The 16,428-nt window shown below is 56.2% G+C and carries 18 protein-coding genes; 5 read left to right on the top strand and 13 right to left on the bottom strand.

Annotation, left to right across the window (positions count from 1 at the left end; genetic code table 11):
- Positions 1-19: 19 nt before the first annotated feature.
- The 6 genes from radC to P8T57_RS03605 all read right to left on the bottom strand — a co-directional run bounded on the left by radC (position 20) and on the right by P8T57_RS03605 (position 6,421).
- Positions 20-853 (bottom strand): DNA repair protein RadC, encoded by an 834-nt coding sequence (radC, locus tag P8T57_RS03630; RefSeq protein WP_341364616.1) that lies wholly within the window; start codon positions 851-853, stop codon positions 20-22.
- 28 nt (positions 854-881) lie between these two features.
- A complete protein-coding gene (map, locus tag P8T57_RS03625; protein ID WP_007091145.1) occupies positions 882-1,688 on the bottom strand; it encodes a type I methionyl aminopeptidase in 807 nt (268 codons plus the stop codon).
- Positions 1,689-1,785: 97 nt separating this feature from the next.
- On the bottom strand, positions 1,786-2,514 hold the full coding sequence (gene sfsA, locus P8T57_RS03620) for a DNA/RNA nuclease SfsA (RefSeq protein ID WP_114094816.1): 729 nt from the start codon (positions 2,512-2,514) through the stop codon (positions 1,786-1,788).
- Positions 2,515-2,564: 50 nt separating this feature from the next.
- Positions 2,565-3,482, bottom strand: coding sequence for a methyltransferase domain-containing protein (locus P8T57_RS03615; RefSeq protein WP_341364615.1), 918 nt, complete (start codon positions 3,480-3,482; stop codon positions 2,565-2,567).
- Between the two features lie 84 nt (positions 3,483-3,566).
- Positions 3,567-5,693 (bottom strand): pyridoxamine 5'-phosphate oxidase family protein, encoded by a 2,127-nt coding sequence (locus P8T57_RS03610; protein ID WP_341364614.1) that lies wholly within the window; start codon positions 5,691-5,693, stop codon positions 3,567-3,569.
- A gap of 110 nt (positions 5,694-5,803) precedes the next feature.
- Complete coding sequence (locus P8T57_RS03605) at positions 5,804-6,421, bottom strand: glutathione S-transferase (RefSeq protein ID WP_341364613.1); 618 nt, start codon at positions 6,419-6,421, stop codon at positions 5,804-5,806.
- Positions 6,422-6,562: 141 nt separating this feature from the next.
- Here P8T57_RS03605 and P8T57_RS03600 point away from each other — a divergent pair, with 141 nt between their 5' ends.
- From P8T57_RS03600 to grxC, 3 genes are all read left to right on the top strand, one after another.
- Positions 6,563-7,459, top strand: coding sequence for a LysR family transcriptional regulator (locus P8T57_RS03600; protein WP_341364612.1), 897 nt, complete (start codon positions 6,563-6,565; stop codon positions 7,457-7,459).
- A gap of 77 nt (positions 7,460-7,536) precedes the next feature.
- Entirely contained in the window at positions 7,537-8,307 is a 771-nt protein-coding gene (locus tag P8T57_RS03595; protein ID WP_341364611.1) for a ComF family protein, read from the top strand.
- Between the two features lie 126 nt (positions 8,308-8,433).
- On the top strand, positions 8,434-8,691 hold the full coding sequence (gene grxC, locus P8T57_RS03590; protein ID WP_037991032.1) for a glutaredoxin 3: 258 nt from the start codon (positions 8,434-8,436) through the stop codon (positions 8,689-8,691).
- Positions 8,692-8,772: 81 nt separating this feature from the next.
- Here the strand turns inward: grxC and P8T57_RS03585 are convergent, their stop codons facing one another.
- The 3 genes from P8T57_RS03585 to P8T57_RS03575 form a co-directional block, all read right to left on the bottom strand.
- Complete coding sequence (locus P8T57_RS03585) at positions 8,773-10,110, bottom strand: SAF domain-containing protein (protein ID WP_341364610.1); 1,338 nt, start codon at positions 10,108-10,110, stop codon at positions 8,773-8,775.
- 24 nt (positions 10,111-10,134) lie between these two features.
- Positions 10,135-10,944, bottom strand: coding sequence for a phytanoyl-CoA dioxygenase family protein (locus P8T57_RS03580; RefSeq protein WP_037991033.1), 810 nt, complete (start codon positions 10,942-10,944; stop codon positions 10,135-10,137).
- Between the two features lie 80 nt (positions 10,945-11,024).
- Positions 11,025-11,696 carry a GntR family transcriptional regulator gene (locus P8T57_RS03575; protein WP_341364609.1) on the bottom strand — a complete coding sequence of 224 codons (672 nt, stop codon included), beginning with the start codon at positions 11,694-11,696 and terminating at the stop codon, positions 11,025-11,027.
- A 199-nt stretch (positions 11,697-11,895) separates the two neighbouring features.
- Between P8T57_RS03575 and P8T57_RS03570 the strand changes: the two genes are divergently transcribed.
- Positions 11,896-12,720 (top strand): carbon-nitrogen hydrolase family protein, encoded by an 825-nt coding sequence (locus P8T57_RS03570; protein WP_341364608.1) that lies wholly within the window; start codon positions 11,896-11,898, stop codon positions 12,718-12,720.
- A 23-nt stretch (positions 12,721-12,743) separates the two neighbouring features.
- Here P8T57_RS03570 and P8T57_RS03565 read toward each other — a convergent pair whose 3' ends face one another.
- Positions 12,744-13,127, bottom strand: a complete 384-nt coding sequence (locus tag P8T57_RS03565; protein ID WP_341364607.1) for a VOC family protein — start codon at positions 13,125-13,127, stop codon at positions 12,744-12,746.
- Between the two features lie 206 nt (positions 13,128-13,333).
- Between P8T57_RS03565 and P8T57_RS03560 the strand changes: the two genes are divergently transcribed.
- Positions 13,334-13,873, top strand: a complete 540-nt coding sequence (locus P8T57_RS03560; RefSeq protein ID WP_341364606.1) for a YHS domain-containing (seleno)protein — start codon at positions 13,334-13,336, stop codon at positions 13,871-13,873.
- 53 nt (positions 13,874-13,926) lie between these two features.
- Here the strand turns inward: P8T57_RS03560 and P8T57_RS03555 are convergent, their stop codons facing one another.
- The 3 genes from P8T57_RS03555 to P8T57_RS03545 are packed head-to-tail and all read right to left on the bottom strand — an operon-like array spanning position 13,927 to position 16,410.
- Positions 13,927-15,258, bottom strand: coding sequence for an ABC transporter permease (locus tag P8T57_RS03555; RefSeq protein WP_341364605.1), 1,332 nt, complete (start codon positions 15,256-15,258; stop codon positions 13,927-13,929).
- Positions 15,255-15,992 (bottom strand): ATP-binding cassette domain-containing protein, encoded by a 738-nt coding sequence (locus P8T57_RS03550; RefSeq protein ID WP_341364604.1) that lies wholly within the window; start codon positions 15,990-15,992, stop codon positions 15,255-15,257. Before P8T57_RS03550 ends, P8T57_RS03555 begins: the two co-directional genes overlap by 4 nt.
- Complete coding sequence (locus tag P8T57_RS03545; RefSeq protein WP_063094872.1) at positions 15,970-16,410, bottom strand: hypothetical protein; 441 nt, start codon at positions 16,408-16,410, stop codon at positions 15,970-15,972. Before P8T57_RS03545 ends, P8T57_RS03550 begins: the two co-directional genes overlap by 23 nt.
- Between the last annotated feature and the right edge of the window lie 18 nt (positions 16,411-16,428).

The raw sequence follows: 16,428 nt of genomic DNA, 5'->3' as shown, positions 1-16,428 counted from the left end.
ATAATCCGGGAGCAGATGATTAGATCAGGCCAAGGGTTTTAAACGAATTATACCCGGCCTGACTGATAATGATGTGGTCGTGGATGGTGATTTCCATCGCCTTTGCGGCCTCGACAATCTTGCGCGTCATGTCTATATCGCCGCGCGATGGGGTGGCATCGCCGCTGGGATGGTTATGGACCAGAATGATCGCGCTGGCGTGCAATTCAAGGGCGCGCTTGATCACTTCGCGCGGGTAAACCGGGGTGTGATCGACCGTGCCGGTCTGATGGCATTCATCGGCAATCAACCGGTTCTTGCGGTCGAGAAACAGCAGATGCAGTTCTTCGGTCTTGCGATGGCCCAGACGCACCCGGCAGTAATCAATCAGCTGTTCCCAACTGGCGATCACGGGCAATTCCATCGCGCGTTCACGGGCCAGATATTGCGCGCTTGCCTCGGCCACCTTGATCGCGGCAATTCCGGCATCGCCAAGCCCCTTGGCCTTTTGCAAATCTTCGGGCCGTGCGGCAAGAACATTGGCAAAGCTGCCAAACTGCGTAATCAGCGATTTTGCCAGCGGTTTGACATCGCCACGCGGCATCGCCATACACAGCAGAAGTTCAAGCAATTCATAATCGGCAAGCGCATTGGCCCCGCCTTTAAGGAACCGTTCGCGCAGGCGTTGACGGTGGCCGTGATAATGGGGTTTGGGCGGTTTCGCGTCGCTCGGCGATGGCTGGAAACTGGTACTTTGTCCGGCCGGAACCGCAGCGCGCGTCTGATCGAAAAAGACGCGCGTGCCGTCATCAATCTGTACATCTATTGATGCGTCAGGACGGGAAGCAGCCTTGCGATCTTCTGTTTCGCTCAAATCCGCTTCCCCCTTTTTGTTTGCGGCCTTATTCGGCGGCTGCACTAATGTCGTATGGTGGTTTTTCAAGCCCGGCCGGTGAACGGGTAAAGATTTCAAACCCGTCATCGGTGACGCCAAGTGAATGTTCGAACTGTGCCGACAGTTTGCGGTCCCGCGTCACCGCTGTCCAGCCATCAGGCAGGATTTTGCAGGTATAAGTGCCCTGGTTGATCATCGGTTCGATGGTGAAAATCATGCCGGGTTCCAGAACAAGTCCTTCGCCCGGGCGGCCATAATGCAGGATATTGGGCGCATCATGGAACACCTGACCAAGGCCGTGACCGCAGAAATCGCGTACAACCGAAAAACGTTCGCTTTCGGCATAGCTTTGGATCGCATGACCGATATCGCCAAGTGTCGCACCCGGCTTGACGGCATTAATCCCGCGCCACAATGCTTCGTACGTCACATCGACAAGGCGCTGCGCCATGACCTTGGGCGTGCCCGCAATATACATGCGCGACGTATCGCCATACCAGCCATCGAGAATGACCGTGACATCGATATTCATGATGTCGCCATTCATCAGTTTCTTGTCGCCGGGAATCCCGTGGCAGACAACATGGTTGATCGAGGTGCAAATCGATTTCGGAAAGCCGCGATAGCCAAGGCAGGCCGAAACCGCATTATGATCGCGAATATATTCATCACACAATTGGTCGAGCCTGCCGGTCGTTTCGCCCGGAACAACGAAGGGCGTAATGTAATCAAGGACTTCCGCAGCCAGCCGTCCGGCGGCGCGCATCCCTTCGAACGCTTCGGGTCCGTGCAGTTTTACTTTTCCGTTCGCCACCCGAAATCTCCTTGGTTCGGCAGTAAATTCAATGGTCGCTGTGTCGCAACATAGTTCAATGACATAATCGGACAGGGCGAAATTGGCAAGGATGCCGTCACTTTGCGCTGATGTCCCGGATCGGAACGGCCTTGTTTACGGTTACCGATGGTGTCTTGACATCAATGATGCAGTCATAGGCCAATGCCTCGACCCCGGCGCTGGTCGCCGCGGAAAAGCGCGCGGCATAGTGCGGATCTATATCGGATGCCAATGCAAAACGGTCGCAATCATCGCGCTGGATCAGATAGAACATCACGGCACGGTGACCTTCTGCGACCATGTCGGCCATTTCGTCAAGGTGCTTTGCCCCGCGCGCGGTAACCGCATCGGGAAACTCCGCCAGCCCCGGAACAGCATCATCGCGTTTAAGATGCACATTCTTGACTTCGACATAGCAAAGCCCACGTTCCGGATCAGAAAGCAGGATATCGATCCGTGAATTCTTGCCATATTTGACTTCACGCTTCAGCGTTTCATATCCGGCCAGCTCCGGCACCTTGCCCGACAAGATGGCTTCTTCGACGATTGCGTTGGGATGGGCAGTATTGATGCCAACCATCGCACCGCCAACCCGGCACAGTTCCCAACTGTATTTCAGTTTGCGTTTCGGATTGTCCGATTGCGACAGCCAGACATCGATCCCGGCCTCCTTCAACCCGATCATCCCGCCCGGATTGGCGCAATGGGCGGTGATCATATCGCCGTTTTCCAGCTCGATATCGGCCAGAAAACGTTTGTAACGTTTGATCAGCTTGCCCTGAATCAGCGGAGAAGGAAGGAGCATGTCAAATTCCGGTAACTGTTTGCTTTTGAACGGCAAAACAAAAAGTATGATTAATTGCTTTTTGCCGGATCGGGCTTGTCCTGGACGTCACCCAGAAAATCAACAAGGCTGACCTGCCCTGTACCGCGTCTAAGCGGCTTGGGCTGGCTTTCATCGGGCGCCCAGGCGGTAAGGTAGATCACCTGAAATTTGGCATGAACGCGGCCATCCGGGCGACCGTGACGTTCGTGATAAATTGCCGCCGCACGGGCCAATGTGCTGCGTTTGGTGAATTTCTTGGATCGGATGGCGACAAGGTTGCTTTCGCCCATCCCCGAAAGATCGCGCATCAGTTTCAGGGCATCGGGATAATCGATGGAGATATCGTCGCTATCAACCACCGGCAGAGCAAAGCCGCTGCGCTGTAACAGCGACCCTGCATCGCGAACATCGACAAAGGGGGATACGCGAGGGGATACGCCGCCTTCTTCTTCGGCCTCGGCGGTCATCAATGCCTCGCGCAGGTCACGCAGCGTATCACCGCCCAGAAGGCATGCCAGAAACAGCCCATCGGGTTTAAGCGCGCGCCGTGCCTGAAGCAGCATACCGGGCAGGTCATTGACCCAATGCAGCGACAGGTTCGAAAGGATCAGATCAAGTGACCCATCGCCAAACGGCAGGAATTCTTCATCGGCAACGAATGTCGTGCGCTCATTGCGCATTTTGGCTGACTGCGCATAACCATATGAAATGTCGCATTGATGCAGGGTTTCTATCCCGCCACGTGCACCGATGATCTGGCCAAGCTCGCCATTGTGACAGCCAAGATCAACCGCTAGCGGGAATTTGCGCGTGGTGTCGTCAAGCCGGTCGGCAAGGCGTTCGGCAGTTTCGGCAAACAGGAAATTGAACTCGCTGGCACGTTTTGCCGCGCGGTCGCGGCGCAGTTTCAGGATGTGGCGATCAAAAACGGTGATCGGATCGGCCATGAGGCGGGAAGCTCCGTCAAAAGTCGTTTTAAAAGTTACGACCTAGATAGAACGTCGCGCCCTCCCTTGCAATCCAAGACCGGATCAAAGCGCCAGAACAAGCGATTCATCGCTACCATCTTCCGCAGCCGCAGGTACCGCACAGCAGATCAATGCCTCGTCCTGGGCGGTTTTAGCCGAGGGCCGGGTTTTATAGGTGACGTTCCCTTGCAGGATTTTAGTCCGGCAGGTGCCGCAATTCCCGCCGCGGCAGCTTGCCTCTGGTGCCAATCCGGCATCTTCGGCCAGTTCCAGCAAGGTTTTGCCATCATCTGGCTTCCAGATCGCACTTTTGTCCGAACCTGAAAAATCAACTTTTGTATCCGTGCTGCTTGCCGGTGCCAGTTCAGGCAGATCGGGCTGGCTGTCGTGGCTGCGTTGCAGCGATGCGGGGCCGAAGGCCTCGGCATGGATGCGGGTATCGGTAATGTTAAGGCCGCGCAAACCGTCATATATCGCCTGCATAAAAGGTGGCGGACCGCACAGATAAAAATCGAAATCGTCAAACGGCAGCAGGGAGCGCAGCAAATCCATATCGATATGCCCGGATGCTTCGTAATTCTTGCGCGGTTCGGCGTCGGTCGGATCGGCAAGCACGCGGACAAGGCGAATGCTGCCTTGGGCTGCTTTGACCAGTTCAACCAGCTCGTCATCAAACGCCCGGTCTTCAAGGGTTCGCGCGGCATAAAACAGCCATGTCGGCCGGAAACCACGGGTGCGGAGCCCCTCATAAACGATATGGCGCAGCATCGAGATCATCGGTGTGATACCGATCCCGCCCGCAATCAGAACTGCCGGGCGTTTGACATGGGCATCGATTGAAAAATCGCCTGCAGGCGCACGGGCTTCGATCACGTCGCCCTCGGCAAGGTTATCGTGCAAGTGGCTTGAAACCAAGCCTTCGCGCTTCACACTGATGCGATAGCGATTGTCCGACGGGCCGCTTGAAAGTGTGTAGGTGCGGATCAGTGGTTTGTCATGGCCGGGCACCGTGACCCGGATCGGCAGATGCTGCCCGGCCTTGTAAGGCAGGGTTCCAGTTCCGTCGAGCGGTTCGAGATGGAAGGATTTGATTATTCTGTTTTCTTTCACAATCCGCGCGATTTTGAAATTTTTCCAAATAATCGCGTTCTGCATGGCCGCAATTTTACGTTCCGCCGTTTCCCAGTCGCCGGTCAGAAGGCTGTTGGGGGATGCCCCGTCGATTTGATCGCGCCAGCGGATCGGAAGGGTGGCTTTGCGCAACACGACCTTACGCGGGAAAACCCGCCACAAACGTTCCGCCCCCTGAAAGGCAGCAATTTCCGGCCCGTCGACGATGACTTCGGCATCGCCCGTGATCTGCAGGACATCGCCCGTGGCAAAATCGGTAAAAACAAGGCCCGCCTTGGGATTGGCGAGGATATTTCCCAGCGTATTGAAAAACAGGTTTCCGGCAAAATCGGGGATGGTCAGGCTGCCATCGGCATCAATGCGGACAAATCCGGGTTTGCCGCCACGGTGTGAAACATCGACCTCGCGGTTCTCATCGGGGCGATCAACATAGGTTGCGACAAAGAAGGTATCAGCCGCAGCAATCATCGCGCGGGCCTGATCATTCAATGTACTTTCGAAATCCTCATGCAATTTGATTTCTGACGAAGTTGGGGCCAGTGGATCGCGGGTGAACTCGAAATCACGTAACTGGATATATTGTGGGCAGTTGCCATAGCTGTGCCCGACCCGGATCGCGAAACCATCATCAGAAGAACGTGCAATGGTGCCATTCAGGCGGTTGCGGCGTCTTGTGTGCAATTCGATCCCGATCATGCCGATGGCCTTGCCGTCATCCATCCCCGCATCAGCCGGATCGGCTGGATCGCGCGGGATATCGACAGCAAGCTGATAGGGATCTGGGGAATACAGGAAGCCGGGGTGGTTGGCGCGAAGGGTCGCCCAGACATCGTCATTGTCATCAACCGCGCCAAATACTGCAAAGGGCAGTTGCGGGTAAAACTGGCGATGCTGTTCGATCAGATGGTCGCGCAGAACACGTTTGCCAACCTCGGCCATGCGGGCATCGACCCCGACCAGCTTCTGCATGTGAATTTCACCTTCGTGCCACGGGCTGTTGGTGCCCGTGCCAGACGAGGTGAATTGCAGGGGGGCAGATGACGTAACGGGCGTGTTCATGGCAATTTCCTTTGCGACACAAGGGAAGTCGGGGAAGGGCCGGTCGGGCGGGGTGATCGCTGTGTCCGTGCAGGGGGAGCCTGGACAAGGCGAAAGACCGGCCCGACCTGTCAGGCCGACTTGCGCAGGCCAGCGACAGTCTGTTCGAACGGCACGAAACCGGGCAGGGCTTCGACCCGTTTCAACCAGGCGCGCACATTGCCATAGGGGGCAAGGTCAACATTGCCTTCGGGGGCGTTGGCGATATAGCTGTAAAGGGCGACATCGGCGATGGTTGGACGGCCCAGCTCGATCCAGTCCTTGCCCGAAAGCGCGTCATCAATCTGGGCCAGAATGGCATGGGCGCGTGCAATGACTTCGTCGGCATTGAACGGTACATTAAACACCGTGAGCAGACGGGCGGCACAGACGCCATAGGCAATTTGCCCCGCCGCGACCGAAAGCCATTTCTGAACCTTGGCGGCACTTTCGGCATCTTCGGGCAGCCAGTCGGTCGCACCGATCTTCTTGGCGACATAGGTCATGATGGCGATGGAATCGGCAATCACGACGTCGCCGTCTTCTAGAACCGGTACCTGACCCAACGGGTTCAGTTTGAGGAATTCCGGCGATTTATGCGCGCCATTGGGCAGATCGACCGTGATGACATCATGGTCAACGCCCAGAAGGCTCAGAAACAGGTGGGCGCGGTGGGCATGGCCCGAGAGGGGAAAATAATGCAGCTTCATTGTTCCAAATCCTTCTTCGAATATGAGGTTGATGCGATGCAGCCTACTGTGATTGTTTCCTCTGATTTGCGGAATATGGTTTTCGTGGAATTCATTATTCCATAAAGTGGAATTGTGTGTTGGCGGAGCAGGAAAAGCACCATGGACCGATTTCAGGCGATGAGGATTTTTGTGCGCGTTGTCGAAGCGCAAAGCTTTGCCGCTGCGGCACGGGAGTTGGGATCAAGCCCGCCAGCGGTTACACGTGCGGTGGCCTTCCTTGAGGATATCACCGGCGCACGGCTTTTGACCCGGACAACACGGTCTGTCTCCCTGACCGAACCGGGGACACAATATTATAACGATTGCAAACGGTTGCTTGGCGATTTGGAAGAAGCTGAAGCTGCCGCAGGCGGAGCCTATGCCCGACCCAGCGGGACGTTGACCATCACGGCTCCGGTACTGTTCGGTCAGATGTATGTGTTTCCGGTGATGACCGAGTTTCTGGATCTGTATCCGGAGATGCGTGGCCGGGTGCTGTTGTTTGATCGGATCGTCAATATTGTCGAGGAAGGCATCGATCTTGCCCTTCGGATCGGAAATATGGCCGACTCATCAATGAGCGCGATAAAGGTCGGCATGGTGCGGCGTATCATTTGCGGATCGCCCGACTATTTCGCGCGCCACGGCAGGCCAAAGCTGCCAACAGATATCGGGACGCATAATGTCATTGCCTTTACCGGTTCGTCTACGCCGCTAGAGTGGCAGTTTGGTGGGGATCTGAAAACCAGCCTTTCAGTGACGTCGCGATTACAAACCAATTCGATCGAAGCAGCGCGCAAGGCGGCGATTGGCGGATGGGGGCTGGTGCGCCTGTTGTCTTATCAGGCGATGCCGTCGATTGAGGCAGGATCGCTTGAAGTCGTTTTACGCGATTATGAGCCCGAAGCGATCCCCATTCATATCGTCCATCCCGAAGGCCGCCATGCACCGGCCAAGGTGCGCGCCTTTATTGACCTGGCGGTGGATCGTCTGCGTGCGGATAAGCGTATCAATTAGCGCATCGTTTCAATCATCTTGCGTGATAGGATCGGGTGTTTTGTGATCGATGACGATGCATAGGCAGGGAAGATCGAGTGGGGATTTTACCGGCAGAGATTGGCCGTATTGTCGGCAATGTCATGCAGATCGGTTTGCGTACCGTTTTGCCGCCGCGTTGTGGTGGATGCGGTGCGGTTACCGATACGGTGCATGCGGTCTGTGCTGATTGCTGGATCGGGCTTCGGTTTATTTCCGAACCACTGTGCGCGTGTTGCGGCTATCCGTTCGAGCTTGCCGCTGACGACAATGCGGGCGATGGCATCCTGTGCGGCGAATGTTTACGTAAAAAGCCTGCGTTTGATCGGGCCCGTGCGGCACTGGTTTATGACGACGCCAGTCGTGATTACCTTTTACGGTTCAAGCACGGGGATCGCACCGATCTGACGCCGCTTTTAAGTCGCTGGCTGGTGCAGGCCGGGCGGGATTTCTGGGCAGATGCGGATATCATTCTTCCGGTGCCGTTGCATCGTACCCGGCTTTTGATGCGGCGATATAATCAGTCTGGGTTGTTGGCTGCCAGTCTGTCGCGCCAGATCGGCATTGGATGGCATGGCACGGTGCTGCGGCGGTTGCGAAAAACGCGCAGTCTGGGCGGTTTGGGGCCGTCGTCGCGTAAGCGCGAAGTCGGCGGTGTGTTCGGCGTCGATGACGGGATCGCAAAGCGGATCGGGCTTTCGGGGGCGCGCGTGGTTTTGATTGATGATGTGCTGACCACCGGGGCGACGGCCAATGCATGCGCGCGGATTTTAAAGCGCGCCGGAGCCATGCACGTCGATGTGATCACAGTTGCACGGGTGGTCCGATGACGCGTCGCAAAATATCTGTTATAGAACGCCCATAAAGGACGGATTGCCGGTCGTATTCTGGTGCAAGGCCGTGAAAATATGCGCCATAGCACCGATAACGACCCAATGAAAAAGGAACATGACCAGATGGCAAAAGTCGAAGTTTATGCCACCGAATGGTGCCCCTATTGCAAGCGTGCCCGCAAGCTTCTGGAAGAAAAGGGTGCCAAATACGAATTGATCGATGTGATGATGGAACCGCGTCGCAAAAAGGAAATGATGGATCGTGCGAATGGCAAACACACCGTGCCGCAGATTTTCATCAATGACGAACATATTGGCGGTTGCGACGAGTTGATGGCGCTGAACGCCAAGGGCGGCCTGGACAGCAAGCTGTCGGCCTGATTGGGGCATCGCCCTGCACATTGAAAACCCCGGTCCATGTGGCCGGGGTTTTCGTTTTGGTGATGCGACAGAGAGAGTTCGTTAGCCAAAGGTATCTTCCATTTCCTTGCGGAAGCGGATGGCGGGATCGGTAGGGTCGAAATCGACATCGTCCCATGTCACGACCTGATCAATTGCGACATTGCGGTTGAGTGTCAGGTGGTGCGCAAGGCCGATGGGCAGGGCATTTTTGGCCTTTGACATGCGGGCGGGCATCAGTTTGCCATAGACCGTGTAACCGCCTTCCCCGTCGAGCTTTTCACCGACGCGAAGGTCGCGTTTGGCAAAGGCAACTGCGTCGCCCGACCATGCGCGCGGTGCGCCGGTGGCCTCGTGACGCAGGGCAGCAGAGGCGACCGAAATGCCCAGTTCCAGCCCGATCAGGTGATAGGGTTTATACATCGCGGAATATTGCCCGGTCGGATCGGTCAGAAGACCATATTCCGAGAAGCAGCGTTTGACATAGTCACTGGGGGCTTCAAACGTGACATAAACGCCCCAGCGCAGATCGCGAAACACCGGGCGGGTATCACGTTCCAAGCTTGAAACCACTTCAACCGTGCCCTTGCGGTCAAGCAATCCGCCGGTTTCGCGTGGTGAGAGCAGACGTGGCAGATCATCGACCCCGCAGGCCGGGAAGCGAAGGCCGATATCCTGTGGCACCAGATCACAGGCATTGGCAACAGCGGCCATTTCGATGGCGGATTTGGTGCCGTCAAGGAAGCTGTTGAAAATCTGCGGGTTCATCCCACCCGCCTTTGCCTGTTGCGGTGTCAGGCCATAATGGGTCCAGACATCATCAGGCGTGACATGGTGATAGGCGGGCAGATATTTGGTGCCTTTTCCCGCACAGATGACATCAAGGCCGACGGCACGCGCCCAATCAACCATTTCCGAAATCAGGGCGGGCTGATCGCCATAGGCCATGGAATAGACAAGGCCTGCCTGTTCGGCTTTGTGGGCCAGAAGGGGGCCAGCAAGAACGTCGGCCTCTACATTGACCATGACAAGGTGGCGGCCATATTCGATGGCCTTCAGACCATAGCGGATACCGGCTGCGGGGCTGCCGGTGGCATCGATGATGACTTCGAGGCCGTTGGCTTCGATCAGGGCATCGGCATCCTCGGTGATCCAGGTGGTGCCGTTTTCAAGCGCATTGTCCGGATCGGTGGCTTGATAGCGTTCCTTTGGCCAGCCAACACGGTCGAGAGCCTCTTTGGCGCGGGTCGCGCTCAGGTCTGCGACCCCGAGAACGTGATAGCCCGGATGGTGTCCGGCCTGACTTAAAAACATCGAGCCAAATTTGCCTGCACCGATAATGCCGACGCGAACGGGATTGCCGTCTGCGGCACGTTTGCGCAGCTTTGCATCAAGGTTCATTTGAAATACTCCGTCGCCGGGTGATCAGGCCGCAGAACTTTTGGCGGACGATTGTTTGGCAACCAGTTCGTCAAGGCAGTCATCGGCAAGCGGTGTGATCGGGGTGAAGTCGCGATGCGCGATCCACGGTTTGCGATTAAACGCCCGGATATGGTTCGAAACCGCGCACAGGCTAAGATAAACAATGGTGCGGTCAAACGGGCTGATATTGGGCGGGCTTGCATGAACAAGGTTGCCGTGGAACATCACAACCGATCCGGCAGGCCCAATCGGGGCTTCACAGCCGCCTTCGGCAGCAAGCTTTGTCACGGTTTCTCGATCCAGGGTCCAAAGCGGATAGGAAGTGGTTTCAAGATCGTGACCGGCTTTGAGTACGCCGGCCTTGTGGCTTTTGGGGATGAATAGCAACGGGCCGTTTGCCGGAGTGACGTCTTCGAGGAACAGGGCGATGTTGAACGCGCGCGGTTCGGGCATTTCATCGTCGCGCTGCCAGGTGCCGTAATCCTGATGCCATTGCCAGACGGCGCCATCAAAGGCAGCCTTGGCGTTGATTTTGTATTGATGCATGTAAACCTGTTCATCAAGGAACTGTTCCACAGGTTCGATCAGGCGGGGATGAGCACCAAGGCGGCGATGGGCTTCGTTATAGGTGTGGGCGGCGAAGGCCGTGCGGGCAACACCGGATGTTTCGCGCCAGACTTCTTCGCGATCGGATGCATAAATCTTGCGGGCTTCGGACAGCAGAAGGGCGGCTTCTTCGCGAGAGAAAAGTTCCGGTAGAAAGACAAAGCCCTGTTCGCGAAATTCGGCAAGTGCCGCTTCATTGAGTTTCATGACGTTCCTCCGTGTCGCAAGATTTTGGTTTTTGTTGTGCGACCTTGTGCCCGGTTCGGGCGGTTTATGCGCCAGGCGATTCAATTGTTTTTCTTTGCAGTTTCTTTCATGTGCGTGATCAGGCGGTTTGCGGCATTGCGTGTATGTGCAATTGCCAATTGTTGGGCCGCCGCGCCATCGCCGACGCAGATCGCGTCGGCGATGGCTTGATGTTCGGTCCAGACTGGGTCCCGACCGGTTCCGGTTTGCAGGTCGGCGTGCATGACACGCCGGACCTGCAACCAGATTGCGGCTGATGCCTCGGGCAACAGGGGGTTGCCCGACAGGCGATAGATCGTTTGATGAAACGCGACGTCGGCTGCAACAAGGTCTGCGGTGGTATTGCTGTCCAGGGCGTGGTGTCCCTGTTGGATGGCAGCCCGCAGGGCCGATTTCCGTTCGTCTTCCGGGGATTTTGACGCCAGACGGGCGGCAAGCCCGTCAAACGCTTCGCGCAAGTCATAAACGTGCTCGACCAGTTTGGCATCGACCGGCGCAACGCGGTATCCGCGCCGTCCCATCGGTACCACCAGTCCATCACGACGCAGCAACCCCAGAGCTTGCAACACTGGCTGCCGCGAAACATTGAGCTCCTCGGCCAAGGCTTCCTGACGCAAAGGCGTTCCGGGAGGGAGAGCACCGGAACACAAGGCATCGACCAAGCGATCATGCACTTCGTCAGTCAGACTTTTACGACCGGAAAGCGGTTCCATCTTCAATCCTTCTTTCGCATGTGGAATACTGTATACACTAAATTTAACCATTGGAAGATCAAATCGACAAAAAAATGACTCTGTGGTTGTGCGCTCAGATTAAAACACTGTTTTGGTGGCGCGATAGCCCAATTGTGTATTGTTCGTGGTCCGATCGCGTTCCATGATTATCGCAGAACAACGACAAGGAGACGATGTCATGGCCCGTTTCATTGCTGCCTGTGTCCAGGTGAATGCGCGTGACAATATGAGCGACAACCTTGCACGTGCCGCGACTTACGCGCGCGATGCCCATGCGGCGGGGGCGACGCTTATTGCGTTTCCGGAAAATGTTTCGATGATGTCGTTTGGCGGGGAAAAGGTGCGGACAGCCGCCTTTGACGAGGCCGATCATCCGGCCCTGACATTTTTCTGCAATCTGGCCGAAGAACTGAAATCGACCCTGATTGTCGGGTCATTGCATGTGAAGGTGCCGGGCGAAGACCGGGTTGCCAATCGCTGCTTTGTGATCGGCCCGGACGGGGCGGTGATCACATCCTATGACAAGATCCATATGTTTGATGTCGATCTGGCGAATGGGGAAAGTTACCGCGAAAGTAAAACATTCTGCCCCAGCGATCAGGCACGGCTTGCCAAAACCAATATCGGCGATATCGGCATCGCGATTTGCTATGACGTCCGGTTCCCGCAGCTTTTCCGTGATTATGCCAAGGCGGGGGCAAAGATTCTGTCGATCCCGGCGGCGTTTACGCGCACGACCGGGCAGGCGCACTGGCACAATCTGTTGCGGTCACGCGCGATTGAAAATGGTTGTTATGTGATTGCAGCCGCACAGTGTGGTGATCATCCGGGCAACCGGCAGACATTCGGCCATTCGCTTATTATCGATCCGTGGGGCGAGGTTCTTGCCGATGCGGGGACCGATCCCGGCTTTGTTACCGCCGAGATCGATCTGGACCGGGTCGAAGACATTCGGCGGATGGTGCCGTCGCTTCATAATGACCGGGCGTATAAACCGTGCTGATTTAATCGCCGTCTGGCAGGTGGTCAGTTATAGCTGACCACCTCGAACTCAATGCCGTTTTCATCGTGGAAATAGAACCGGCGGCCGGGCTCGTAATCTGCGTGATTGTGGGTTTTAAGGCCGCTGGCGAGGATTTTCTTTTCGGTGGCATCAAGGTCGTCAACCACAATGGCGACATGGTTCATCCCACCCAGCGTGCGATAGGAATTTTCGTCCGAACTTACCGGTGTTCCGCCGGAATAGACGGCGACATAGCTTGTATCACTGCCGACATGATAGCTGATGCCGTTATCCTTTGCCGGACCGTTCCAGCGCACATGCCAGCCAAACCAGTCGCATAATTGTGCAGCCGTTTTGGCCGGATCAGCGACGGTGAAATTCACATGTTCCAAAAATGCATCACTCATGGTGATCTCCTTTATGTTTTTCTCTCAACTGTTTTCTGTGTAATTCCTTAACTTAAGTTGAGGTCAATAGGAAAATTCGTGATCAGCTCGATTTTGGACGCCATTGGTCACGCGGCTTCACGAAACAGTGTCGCAACGTCATTTTACCTTTGGGGGCGCTTTTTGCAGTCTGTGATCATCAAGACGGCAAACGGAGTTTTATGGTCATGCTTAAGCGTATTTTACTGGCCTCGTGCGTGATGGTAGCGGCGTCAGGGGCGGCTTTTGCCGGGGAGCAATATGTTGATGAAACCGGCTTTGCGATCAGCGGGTATGATCCGGTGGCCTATTTCGATCTGAAACAGGCGGAGCCGGGCGGGGCACAGCCACGTGCGGTGCCGGGTCGTGCCGATATTACCGCCAATTACAATGGTGCGACATGGGCGTTTGCATCCGAGGAGCATCGCGAAATGTTCGTTGCCAATCCAGCAAAATATGCGCCGAAATATGACGGGCATTGTGCCTATGGCATCGCACAGGGGGGCAAGGTTCCGGCAAACCCGAACCTTTGGCGGATTGTCGACGGGGCGCTTTATTTGAACATCACGCCGACGGTGGTTGGTTTCTGGGCCAGCGATATCAGTGGGAATATCAACAAGTCCGAAGGTAATTGGACGTCGCTTGAAGCCAAGGACGCGTCGGATAAAAGCTGGAAGGCGATCAGCGATAATGACGGCACCTATGACGGGACAGCCCCGGTGAAGTAAGGTGACCTCAGGATGAAACGCCCCCGGCAGATTTGGTCTGTCGGGGGCGTTTTTTATGAGTTGCGCAAGGCCTCGACGACTGGTCGCCGATAAAGCAGGAAGGCCGGAACCGTGGCAAGGATCAGACCAATCAGGACAAAGCCACCGGCAAGCGATAGTTCTGAGCCTGAAATTGTTGCCTGTAACGCCATACCGGTTTCGGCCGTAAAGACGGTAGAAACCGATTGGGCAACAAACCAGCCAAGTCCAAGACCGGCAATGGCACCGATCACGACAAGGATCGAGACATAGGACCAGATCGCGCCAAACACATAGCTGCGCGGTGCGCCAAGAGCGCGCAGGACAGCGAATTGTTTGCGATAAAGCTGCATCAGGGCCAGGATCGCGGCCAGAATGGCGGCAACGACCAGTCCCTGTGATCCCAGTGCCATGGCACGCATCACCGAACCGGCATTGCCCAGCAGGCGATACATTTCCACCAGAACCTCGGCCGGGAAGAAGGCGGTGCTGTGGTCTGTCCGGTAATCGGCACGCAGCGTATAGGCGGCTGCGACGCTTTTGGGGCGGACAACCAGTGCCGGAACACCGGGCAGGGCATCGGCATCAAAGGGCGGGCCGATATGGTCCATCACCTGATGTTCGTGTTCGTGTTCGTGCTCGTGATCCTCGTCGTGATGTTCCGCTGCTTCGTCATGATCATGATCTTCATGTTCGTCATGATGTTCTTCTGCGGCACCGCTATGGTCGTGATCTTCGTCTTCATCATGGCCGGTTGGCAGGGCATGGATATCCCAGACCTGCTCGACGGCAACGATGATCGCACTATCCCACGGGGTTCCGGTGGGCTTCATCTTGCCGACGACTTGTAGATGAACGCCGTGATGATGTTCAAGCTCGGCTTCGGCACCATGACCGTGGCTGGGCTCGAATTCATCGCCTATTTCAAGTGGGACGGCAGCACCGATAACGGCCTGTTCGATGTTTTCAAATATATGGCCGCTTGCCAGTCCGTCCGACAGATAGGCCACGAATTGCGGGGTCGATCCGACAATGCTGTAATCCTGCCAGCTATCGCCAAAGGCAAGCGGGGCGGCGATTTCAACCCGCGGGTCGGTCATCAAGCTGGCCCAGTGTTGACCATCGAGTAGATTGATCGCGCTATGGCGCAGGAAAATCGTGTTCATGACGATTTCGGTCTGGCTGCCGGGGGCGGCGATAAGGATGTCGAATTTGTCGGCGGCCTTGGCGCTACCTTGGCGCAGTGCACGTTCCTGTGCGGTAATGCCGACACCAATGGCAACCGCAACCGCGATCAGCAGCACGAACAGAATATTCATGATCCAGTGGCGGCGCAGGCTTGCAATGACGATGGGAAACGGGTTCATGCGCCCTCCGCCCGGTTGGTGGTCGCATCATCCACAAGATGGCCCTTGTCGAATTTCAGGATGCGCGCGCAGCGATCAATCACGTCGCGGTCGTGGCTGACGGTGATCAGGGTGCGGTTTGATCCGGCAAGCGAAAACAGAATGTCAGTTGCGATCTGGCTTGCTGCGTCATCCAAGCTTGCGGTTGGTTCATCGGCAAGGATGATCGGTGGATCGAACAGAAGGGCACGTGCAATCGCCACGCGTTGCTGTTCGCCGCGCGACAGGTCCGATGTGCTTTTACGCGCCATCGGAACGCCGACCTGATCAAGAAGATCATAGGCGCGTTTACGGGTTTCTGGTGGAATGCGCCATCCGGCAAAGCTTGCCGGGATCAGAACATTTTCAAGCGGGCTGACTTCATCGATCAGGTGGAAATCCTGAAAGACAAAACCGATCGATTGGCGGCGCCAGCGATCAGATGCGCCTTCTGACAGGCTGGTGATATCGGTTCCGTTCCAGATGATATTGCCGCCTGTCGGACGCAAAAGGCCGCTGATCAGATAAAGCAGGCTGGACTTCCCCGACCCCGACGGGCCGGAAATGCCGACGACCTCGCCCTGATGGATGGCAAGGGATGGCAGGCTGATGACCGGGGCTGTATTGCGATGATAGCGCAGTTCAAGATCTGAAATCCGCAACAGGTCCGACGCGCTTTGATCTGCGCCGGGCTTAGAGGACTTCGAACTCTGCATCGACAAGTCGGACAAGGCTGACAAATCCGGTTTCCTCATCTTTGGCTTCGCCGAGCTCGAGAATGCCGCTCGTGACGATCATGCGGTTAAAGGCGACGGCGTCGACCCTTTCGCGGGTTCTGACAAAGACAATATCGACCGGCCAGTCGGCGGATGTTTCGCAGAACGGGCAAACTGACATCGGGCGACGGGTCAGTACGAAAAAGGATGCCTCCGCCTTAAGTGGCGGAGCCATGAAGCCGGTAATTTCGATGCGACTTTTATCTTTGGCGAATGTCTTGGCCTGAACGGAAAATTCGTTCTGGGTTTTGTAAATATCGGGAATTTTGATCCGGTCGCGTGCAAAGGCCGGCGGGGCGATCAGCATCCCGGCGGTGGCGGCTGCACCTGCAATGAATGTGCGGCGTCCGACGATCATGGAAATCTCCATCAAAGA

Source organism: Thalassospira sp. SN3W (assembly GCF_038070535.1).
Lineage (GTDB): Bacteria > Pseudomonadota > Alphaproteobacteria > Rhodospirillales > Thalassospiraceae > Thalassospira > Thalassospira xiamenensis.
The sequence above is the reverse complement of the archived record's forward strand: the minus strand, read 5'-3'. Positions and strand labels throughout refer to the sequence as shown.